This window comes from uncultured Aquincola sp. (assembly GCF_964001545.1).
In the GTDB taxonomy this organism is placed as follows: Bacteria; Pseudomonadota; Gammaproteobacteria; order Burkholderiales; family Burkholderiaceae_C; genus Aquincola.
The window spans coordinates 1-7987 of record NZ_CAXFDV010000613.1; the positions used below are offsets into that span (position 1 = coordinate 1).

The following is a 7987-nucleotide window of genomic DNA, read 5'->3' on the forward strand; positions in this document are numbered from 1 at the left end:
AACAGCCCCTAGCGCGAGCTCAAGGTCTTCACCGACCGCGAAGGCGGCGCCCAGCACGCCAGCTTCGACAACAGCATCAACGCCGGCCACTACATCGCCGACTGGGTGGCTGAAACCCTCGGCGCACGCACCGCCGCCTGAATACGACCCCAAGACATGCACACCATGAACATCATCGGACCCGACGCGCTGGTCTTCGGCGTGGACGACCTGGCCGGCTGCGGCCAGTACCTGATCGACTACGGCCTGAAGCCAGTGGGCGATGGCCGCTACGAGGCGCTGGACAGCACCGCCGTGGTCATCAAACCCAAGGACGATGCCAGCCTGCCGCCCGCCATGGGCACCGCCAGCATGCTGCGTGAAACCGTGTACGGCGTGGCCGACGTGGCCACGCTGGACGCCATCGAGGCCGAGCTGCGGCGCGACCGCGAAGTGAGCCGCCGCGACGGCGTGCTGCGCGCGGTGGACGACATGGGCTTTGCGCTGGCCTTCCAGGTGACGGTGCGCCGGCCGCTGAGCCTGCCCGCCGAAACCGTCAACGCCCCCGGCGCCGCGCCGCAGCGCGGGCCCAACCAGCTGGCGTTTCCGCCCGACCTGCCGGCGCTGCCGCGCACGCTGTCGCACGTCGTGTACTTCGTGCCCGACAGCGCCAAGGCCGAGGCCTTCTACACCCGGCTGGGCTTCGTCTGCACCGACCGCTTCACCGGCGTGGGCCCCTTCCTGCGCCCGGCCGGCACGCCCGACCACCACACGCTTTTCATGATCCAGACGCCGCCCTTCATGAAAGGCTGCGAGCACTTCACCTTCCACCTGGGCGGCCCCACCGAAGTGCTGCTGGCCGGCAGCCGTTTCGTCGAGAAGGGCTACCAGAGCTTCTGGGGCCCGGGCCGCCACCGCTTCGGCAGCAACTGGTTCTGGTACTTCAACAGCCCGCTGGGCTGCCATGTGGAGTACGACGCCGACATGGACCTGCACGACGACGCATGGGCCGCGCGCGAGGCGCCGATGGGCGCCGATGCATCGCAGCTGTTCCTGTTCCAGCACCGCGAGAAGTGGGCGCCCTCCGGACCGCCGCCCGGCGGGCCGGTTGGCAAGGACGGACCGCCGCCCGGCGCCGGCAAGCCCCCCGCAGCCTGAGCCCCCCCGCCATGCGCCTGTGCCACCTCACCGACCTGCCCGACGGCCACTCACGCGGCTTCGACCCGCAGGGCCGCGGCCAGGACAGCCTGCTGCTGGTGCGCCGCGGCGGCCAGGTGCATGCCTGGCTGGACCGCTGCCCCCACCACGGCACGCCGATGGCGTGGCGCAAGGACGCCTACCTCAATGCGGCGGGCGACCGCATCGTCTGCGCCGCGCATGGCGCGCTGTTCGACATCGAGACCGGCCTGTGCACCCTCGGCCCCTGCCTGGGTGACCGACTGCAGGCCCTGCCCATCACCGTGCACCCCAGCGGCGAGGTCCACCTCGCCGACGACGCCCTCCAGGAGACAAGCCCATGAACACACCCACGCGCCGCATCCTCATCATCGGCGGCGGCTTTTCAGGCATGGCGGCCGCCATCCAGCTGCGCCGGCAAGGCCATGAGGTCGAGCTGGTCGAGATCGACCCCGGCTGGCGCAGCTACGGCGCCGGCATCAGCCTGGGCGGCCCCACGCTGCGGGCGCTGCGCACGCTGGGCGTGCTGGACACCTTTCTGACCCTGGGCGCGGCCAGCGACGGCGTGAAGATCTGCCTGCCCCATGGCCCGCAGGTGGCCGAGCTGCCCACGCCGCGCCTGGCCGGCGCGGACGTGCCGGGCGGCGCCGCCATCCTGCGGCCGGTGCTGGCCAGGATCCTGGCCGATGCCACCGTGGCGGCCGGCACCACGGTGCGCCTGGGCTGCAGCTTCACGCAGATCACGCAGGACGCCGAAGGTGTGCAAGTCAGCTTCACCGATGGGCGCACAGACCGCTACGACCTGGTGATCGGCGCCGACGGGCTGTATTCCAGGACCCGCGCCGCCCTGTTCCCCGATGCGCCGCAGCCGCGCTACAGCGGCCAGGCGGTGTGGCGCGCGGTGCTGCCGCGGCCGCCCGAGATCACCACCTGCACCATGTGGATGGGCCCGCGCGTCAAGCCCGGCGTCAACCCGGTGTCCGCGACCGAGATGTACCTCTTCATCACCGAGCCGCGGCCCACCAACACCCACGTCGACCCGGCCGAGTTCGTGCCCCGCATGCGCGCCCTGCTGGCCGACTTCGAGGCCCCGGTGATGCGCGCCATCCGCGAGCAGATCAACGAGCAGTCGCAGATCGTCTTCCGCCCGCTGGAGGGCCTGCTGCTGCCGCGGCCGTGGTCGCAAGGGCGTGTGGTGCTGATCGGCGATGCGGTGCATGCCACCACACCGCACCTGGCCAGCGGCGCCTGCATCGGCATCGAAGATGCGCTGGTGCTGGCCGATGAACTGGGCCGCGGCACCGACCTCACGGCCGCGCTGGCCGCGTTCGAAGACCGTCGCTGGGAGCGTTGCCGCATGGTGGTCGAGAACTCGGCCCGCCTGGGCGAGATCGAGGTCGCCGGCGGCGACAAGGAAGAGCACGCCCGGATCATGCGCGAGTCGCATGCCGCGCTGGCGCAGCCGATCTGAAGCCCGGAGGGCCCTGCACATGATCCGCACCGAATCCGCCCGCGGCCGCGCCGCGTTGATGGTGGCGCACTGCGCCGGCATGGTCGACCTGGTGGCCCTGCCCGTCTGGGTTGGCACGCTGATCGGCCACTACGGGCTCGACCCGCAGCAGGCCGGCCTGCTGGCCACCTTGTTCCTCGGCGGCGCGGTGGTCGCCAGCGTGCTGCTGGCGCCGCTGTTCCACCGCCTGCCCGGCCGCACGGTGGCCACGCTGGGCTTCGGCCTGGCCGGGGCCGGCTTCTATGCCGTCAGCCGCACCACCGACTTCGGCCCCATGGCCGCGCTGCATGCGCTGGCCGGTGTGTGCGCAGGCGCCGCGCTCAGCGTCACCCACGGCACCATCGCCCGCAGCGCCAATCCGCACCGGCTGTTCGCCATCGTCGGCATGGCGCTGGGTGTGTTCGCCATCGCCTTTCTCGGCGCCACCCCGCAGGTGGTGGCGCAGGCCGGCGGGCCGGCCTTGTTCATCGTGCTGGCCGGCGTGATGGGCGTGGCGACCATCGTCTCGGCCTTGGCGTTTCCGGTGGCCGATGCGGCGCCGGCCACCCAGGTGGCCAGTGCAGGCCGCATCCCGGCGGCGGTGTGGTGCGGCATCGTCGGCATCGCCTGCATGGGGCTGGTGCAGTCCATGACCTTCAGCTTCCTGGAACGGGTGGGTGACCACCGCGGTTTCGGGCCGCAGGCGGTCAGCGGCGTGCTCATCGCGCTGGGCTTCGTCAACCTGCTGCCGGCGGCGCTGGCTGCGCTGCTGCAGCAGCGCTGGTCCGCCCGCACGGTGCTGCTGGTGGGCCCGGTGCTGCAGGCGCTGCTGGTGGCCACCCTGATGAATGCCACGGCGTTTGCGCCCTATGCGATGGCAGCCTCGGTGTTCGCGGCCGTGATGATCTTCACCCACACCTTCGCCTTCGGCCTGCTGGCGCGGCTGGACACCAGCGGCCGCGCGATGGCCGCCACGCCGGCCATGCTGATGATCGGCGCGGCCATCGGCCCCATCCTGGGCGGCACGCTGGTCAAGTCACAGGGCTACGGCAGCCTGGGCGCGGCCGCGTTGCTGATCGGCGCCGTCGCGGTGTTCTGCTTCTCGCGCATCCCGGCCGGTACCGCCGCACGCCCCGCCGGCACCCAGGTGGCGCACCCCTGACCGCCGCCACGCCGCCCAGACACACCGATTGTTGAAGGACTTCCCATGCCCCGCCGTTTCGTCGACCTCTCGATCTACCTGGAAAACGACGTGCTCAGCGACCCGCCGCCGCTGGCGCCGAAGATCACCTACCAGAAGCATGCCGACACGCTGCCCGAGTTCATGGCCATGATCCCGGGCACCAAGCCCGAGGACTACCCCGACGGCGAAGCCGCCGCCGCCGAATGGGTGACGCTGACCACGCACAACGGCACCCACCTCGATGCGCCCTGGCACTTCCATTCCACCCAGGACGCGAAGAACGGCGGCAGCCGGCCCAGCATCACCATCGACCAGGTGCCGCTGGAATGGTGCTTCCAGAACGGCGTGAAGCTGGACTTCCGCCACTTCCCTGATGGCTACGTGGCCACCGCCGCCGATGTGCAGGCCGAGCTGGCCCGCATCGGCCACACGCTGCAGCCGCTGGACATCGTGGTGGTGAACACCCGCGCCGGCAGCCGCTACGGCCACCCCGACTTCCTGGGCGCCGGCTGCGGCATGGGTTATGAAGCCACGATGTACCTGCTGGAACGCGGCGTGCGCCTGACCGGTACCGACGCCTGGAGCTGGGACGCGCCCTTCAGCTACACCGCCAAGAAGGTGGCCGAGACCGGCGACAAGAGCCTGATCTGGGAAGGCCACAAGGCTGGCCGCGACATCGGCTACTGCCACCTCGAAAAGCTCCACAACCTGGAGGCGCTGCCGCCGGTCGGCTTCACCATCAGCTGCTTTCCGCACAAGATTCGCGGCGCCAGCGCCGGCTGGACGCGGGCCGTGGCCATCTTTGAAGATGCAGGAGCCACGGCATGAGCTTCGCGCCCATCGAACGCATCGTCACCGGCCACGATGCCCAAGGCCGCGCCATCGTGGCCCAGCGCGGCCCGCTGCCCACGGTGGTGGAGATCAGCGCCATCCCCGGTACCGTGTTCCACGAGGTGTGGGCCACCCAAGGTAGCCCCGCGCCGGTGGGCAACGGCCCCGACCCCACGCTGGGCGCCTTGAGCCTGCCGCCGCCGCGGCAGGGCACGCGCATCCGCTTCGTCGACGTTCCGCCCGACACGCCCGAGTTCCTGGCCCATGGCGCGGCCCGCATGCACGACGCCTTCAGCCAGATCGGCGATGCCGCGGCCAGCACGGTGCAGGCGCATTCACCGCATCCGCTGATGCACCGCACCGAAAGCGTGGACTACGGCGTCGTCATCGAGGGCGAACTGACCCTGGTGCTGGACGACAGCGAGGTGCCGCTGCAGCCCGGCAGCGTGGTGGTGCAGCGCGGCACCAACCATGCCTGGGCCAACCGCTCGGGCCGGCCCTGCCGCATGCTGTTCGTGCTGGTGGACGGCGTGTATGACGACAACGTGGCGGCCGCACTGGCCAAGCGCTGAAAGCCGATCATGAAGTACCCCCACCTCACGCGCCGCCAGCTGCTGGGCGGCCTGGCCGCCAGTCTGTCGGTGCCCGCCGCCTGGGCGCAGCCCGGCTTTCCTGCGCACCTGCTCACCTGGGTGGTGCCCTACCCCACCGGCGGCTTTGGCGACGCCCTGTCGCGCCTGCTGACGCAGAAGCTGGCCGAGCGGCTGAAGCAGACCGTGATCGTCGAGAACCGCCCCGGCGGCGCCGCGCAGATCGCCGCCCAGGCGGTCAAGCAGCAACCGGCCGACGGCCACACGCTCTTGTATGCCGACATCGGGCCGCTGGCCATGTACCCCTCGCTGTACCCCAAGCTGAGCTTCGACCCGCAGAAGGACTTCATGCCGCTGACGCGGCTGTTCAAGTCGCCCACGCTGCTGGTGGTGCCTGCGGTCAGCCGGCTGCGCAGCTGGGCCGATCTGCAGCAGGCCGCCTCGCGCGAGCCGGGCCTGCAGTACGGCTCCTACGGCATCGGCAGCCAGCCCCATGTGTGGTGCGAGATGCTCAAGCGCCGTGCCGGGCTGCGCATCGACCACGTGCCCTACCAGGGCGCCGGCCCGGCGCTGCAGGACCTGCTGGGCGGCCGGCTCGACTTCATGGTGGACGTCAGCGCCTCCAGCCTGCCGCTGGTGCGCGAGGGCAAGCTGCGCGCGCTGGCCTTGATCGGCGCCGAGCGCCGGCTGCCCACGCTGCCCGACCTGCCCACCATCACCGAGCTGGGCCTGCCCGCGCTGGACATCCCCGGCTGGAACGGCGTGGTGCTGCGCGCCGGCACGCCGCCGCCGGTGGTGGAGGCGCTGCACGCCGCCACCGTGGCCGCGCTGCAATCACCCGAAGTGCTGCAGCGCTACACCGCGCTGGGGCTGGAGCCGGCCCCGCTGGCGCCGGCCGCCTTCGGCGACTTCATCCGCAGCGAGGCGCAGCGCTGGGGCAGCGCCATCCGCGAAGCCGGCATCCAGGTCGAATGAAGCCGCTGCCCACGCTGCCCCCGTGGCTGGACCTGCGCGGTCGCCGCGTGCTGGTGACTGGCGCCGCCCAGGGCCTGGGCCTGGCCATCGCCCAGGCGCTGGCCGCACTGGGGGCCGAGCTGCTGCTGTCCGACCTGGACGCAGAAGCCGTGCAACGCGTGGCCGCCGAGCTGGGCGGCCAGGCCCATGCGGCCGACCTGGCCCACCCGGTGCAGGTCGAGCAGCTGGGTCAGGCAGCCGCGGGCGTGGACGTGCTGGTGTGCAACGCCGGCATCCAGGGCCCGGCCGGTCCGCTGGGCCATGCCGGCCCCGACGACTGGGACCGGGTGCTGCAGGTCAACCTGCGCGCCGCAGCCCGCCTGTGCCACCACCTGATACCGCCGATGGCCCAGCGCGGCCACGGCAGCGTGGTGCTGATGTCCAGCATCGCCGGCCTGCGGGGCAATCGGCACATCGGCCTGTACGGGCTGTCCAAGGCGGCGCTGGCCCAGCTGGCGCGCAACCTGGCGGTGGAATGGGGGCCGCAGGGCGTGCGCATCAATGCGGTGTCGCCGGGCCTGATCCACACCCCGCTGGCCGGCCCGCTGCTGGACGATGCCGCCTTCATGTCGCGCCGCCTGCAGGCCACCCCGCTGCGCCGCGTGGGCCAGCCAAGCGAAGTGGCCGCCGTGGTGGCCCTGCTGGCCAGCCCCGGCGGCGGCTTCATCACCGGCCAGAACCTGGTGGTCGATGGCGGCACCCTGATCAGCGACGGCAGCTGAGCGCCGCACCCGCATCCCTTCACCCTTCGAGCACACACCCGATGAAATTCGCCACCTTGAAAGACGGCAGCCTGGACGGCCAGCTGATCGTGGTCTCCCGCGACCTGCAGCGCGCCATGGCCGTGCCGCGCATCGCTCCCAGCCTGATCGATGCGATGCAGCGCTGGGCGGCGGTGCAAGGCCCGCTGCAGGACGTGTACGACACGCTGAACGCGGACCCTCAGGCCGCAGGCAGCTTCGCCTTCGATCCTGCGGCCTGCGCCGCGCCCCTGCCGCGCGCGCCGCAGTGGCTCGATGGCTCCGCCTTCCTCAACCACAGCAACCTGATGGACCAGGCCTTCAACAAGCCGCCGCCGCCGCTGGTGGACACGGTGCCGATGATGTACCAGGGCGCCAGCGACGACTTGCTGGGCCCCTGCGACGACGTGCCCTTGCCCAGCGAAGCCGACGGCATCGACTTCGAAGGCGAGTTCGGCGTGGTCACCGGCCCGGTGCCGATGGGCGTGACGCCCGAGGCCGCGCTGGGCTGCGTGCGGCTGCTGCTGCAGATCAACGACTGGAGCCTGCGCGCGCTGGGCCCGCACGAGATGAAGACCGGCTTCGGCTTCCTGCAGGCCAAGCCCTCCACCGCCTTCGCGCCGGTGGCGGTGACCCCTGACGAACTGGGCACCGCCTGGCGCGACGGCCGCGTGCAGCTGCGGCTGCAGGTGCAGTGGAACGGCCAGCGCTTCGGCGAGCCGCACGGCGGCGAGATGAGCTTCCACTTCGGCCAGCTCATCGCGCATGCGGCGCGCACGCGCAGGCTCACGGCCGGCTGCATCATCGGCTCGGGCACGGTGAGCAACGCCGCGCGCAGCGCCGGCAGCGCCTGCATCGCCGAACGCCGTGTGATCGAGAAGATCGACCAGGGCGAGAGCCGCACCGGCTTCATGCGCTTCGGCGACCGGGTGCGCATGCAGGCCCTGTTCGACGATGGACGGCCCGGCCCCTTCGGGGTGATCGA

The 7987-nt window shown here is 71.7% G+C and carries 9 protein-coding genes and 1 pseudogene; all 10 read left to right on the forward strand.

From position 1 onward, the window contains the following. Nucleotides 1-141, forward strand: a pseudogene (locus ABNT58_RS21330) (alpha/beta hydrolase); the annotation flags it as partial. A gap of 24 nt (nucleotides 142-165) precedes the next feature. After that, nucleotides 166-1137, forward strand: a complete 972-nt coding sequence (locus ABNT58_RS21335; protein ID WP_348755420.1) for a VOC family protein — start codon at nucleotides 166-168, stop codon at nucleotides 1135-1137. Nucleotides 1138-1148: 11 nt separating this feature from the next. After that, nucleotides 1149-1499, forward strand: coding sequence for a Rieske (2Fe-2S) protein (locus ABNT58_RS21340; RefSeq protein WP_348755421.1), 351 nt, complete (start codon nucleotides 1149-1151; stop codon nucleotides 1497-1499). Beyond that, entirely contained in the window at nucleotides 1496-2626 is a 1131-nt protein-coding gene (locus tag ABNT58_RS21345; protein ID WP_348755422.1) for an FAD-dependent oxidoreductase, read from the forward strand. The genes ABNT58_RS21340 and ABNT58_RS21345 overlap by 4 nt, the downstream gene beginning before the upstream one ends. A 19-nt stretch (nucleotides 2627-2645) precedes the next feature. Beyond that, nucleotides 2646-3806 carry an MFS transporter gene (locus tag ABNT58_RS21350; protein WP_348755423.1) on the forward strand — a complete coding sequence of 387 codons (1161 nt, stop codon included), beginning with the start codon at nucleotides 2646-2648 and terminating at the stop codon, nucleotides 3804-3806. A gap of 45 nt (nucleotides 3807-3851) precedes the next feature. Further along, entirely contained in the window at nucleotides 3852-4655 is an 804-nt protein-coding gene (locus ABNT58_RS21355) for a cyclase family protein (RefSeq protein ID WP_348755424.1), read from the forward strand. After that, nucleotides 4652-5230: a cupin domain-containing protein gene (locus tag ABNT58_RS21360; protein ID WP_348755425.1), complete on the forward strand. Its 579-nt coding sequence runs from the start codon at nucleotides 4652-4654 to the stop codon at nucleotides 5228-5230. The genes ABNT58_RS21355 and ABNT58_RS21360 overlap by 4 nt, the downstream gene beginning before the upstream one ends. 9 nt (nucleotides 5231-5239) lie before the next feature. After that, nucleotides 5240-6223 (forward strand): tripartite tricarboxylate transporter substrate-binding protein, encoded by a 984-nt coding sequence (locus tag ABNT58_RS21365; RefSeq protein WP_348755426.1) that lies wholly within the window; start codon nucleotides 5240-5242, stop codon nucleotides 6221-6223. Continuing rightward, complete coding sequence (locus ABNT58_RS21370; protein WP_348755427.1) at nucleotides 6220-6984, forward strand: SDR family oxidoreductase; 765 nt, start codon at nucleotides 6220-6222, stop codon at nucleotides 6982-6984. Before ABNT58_RS21365 ends, ABNT58_RS21370 begins: the two co-directional genes overlap by 4 nt. Before the next feature lie 41 nt (nucleotides 6985-7025). After that, nucleotides 7026-7987, forward strand: a 962-nt coding sequence (locus ABNT58_RS21375; RefSeq protein ID WP_348755428.1) for a fumarylacetoacetate hydrolase family protein, incomplete at its 3' end; no start/stop codon positions are given.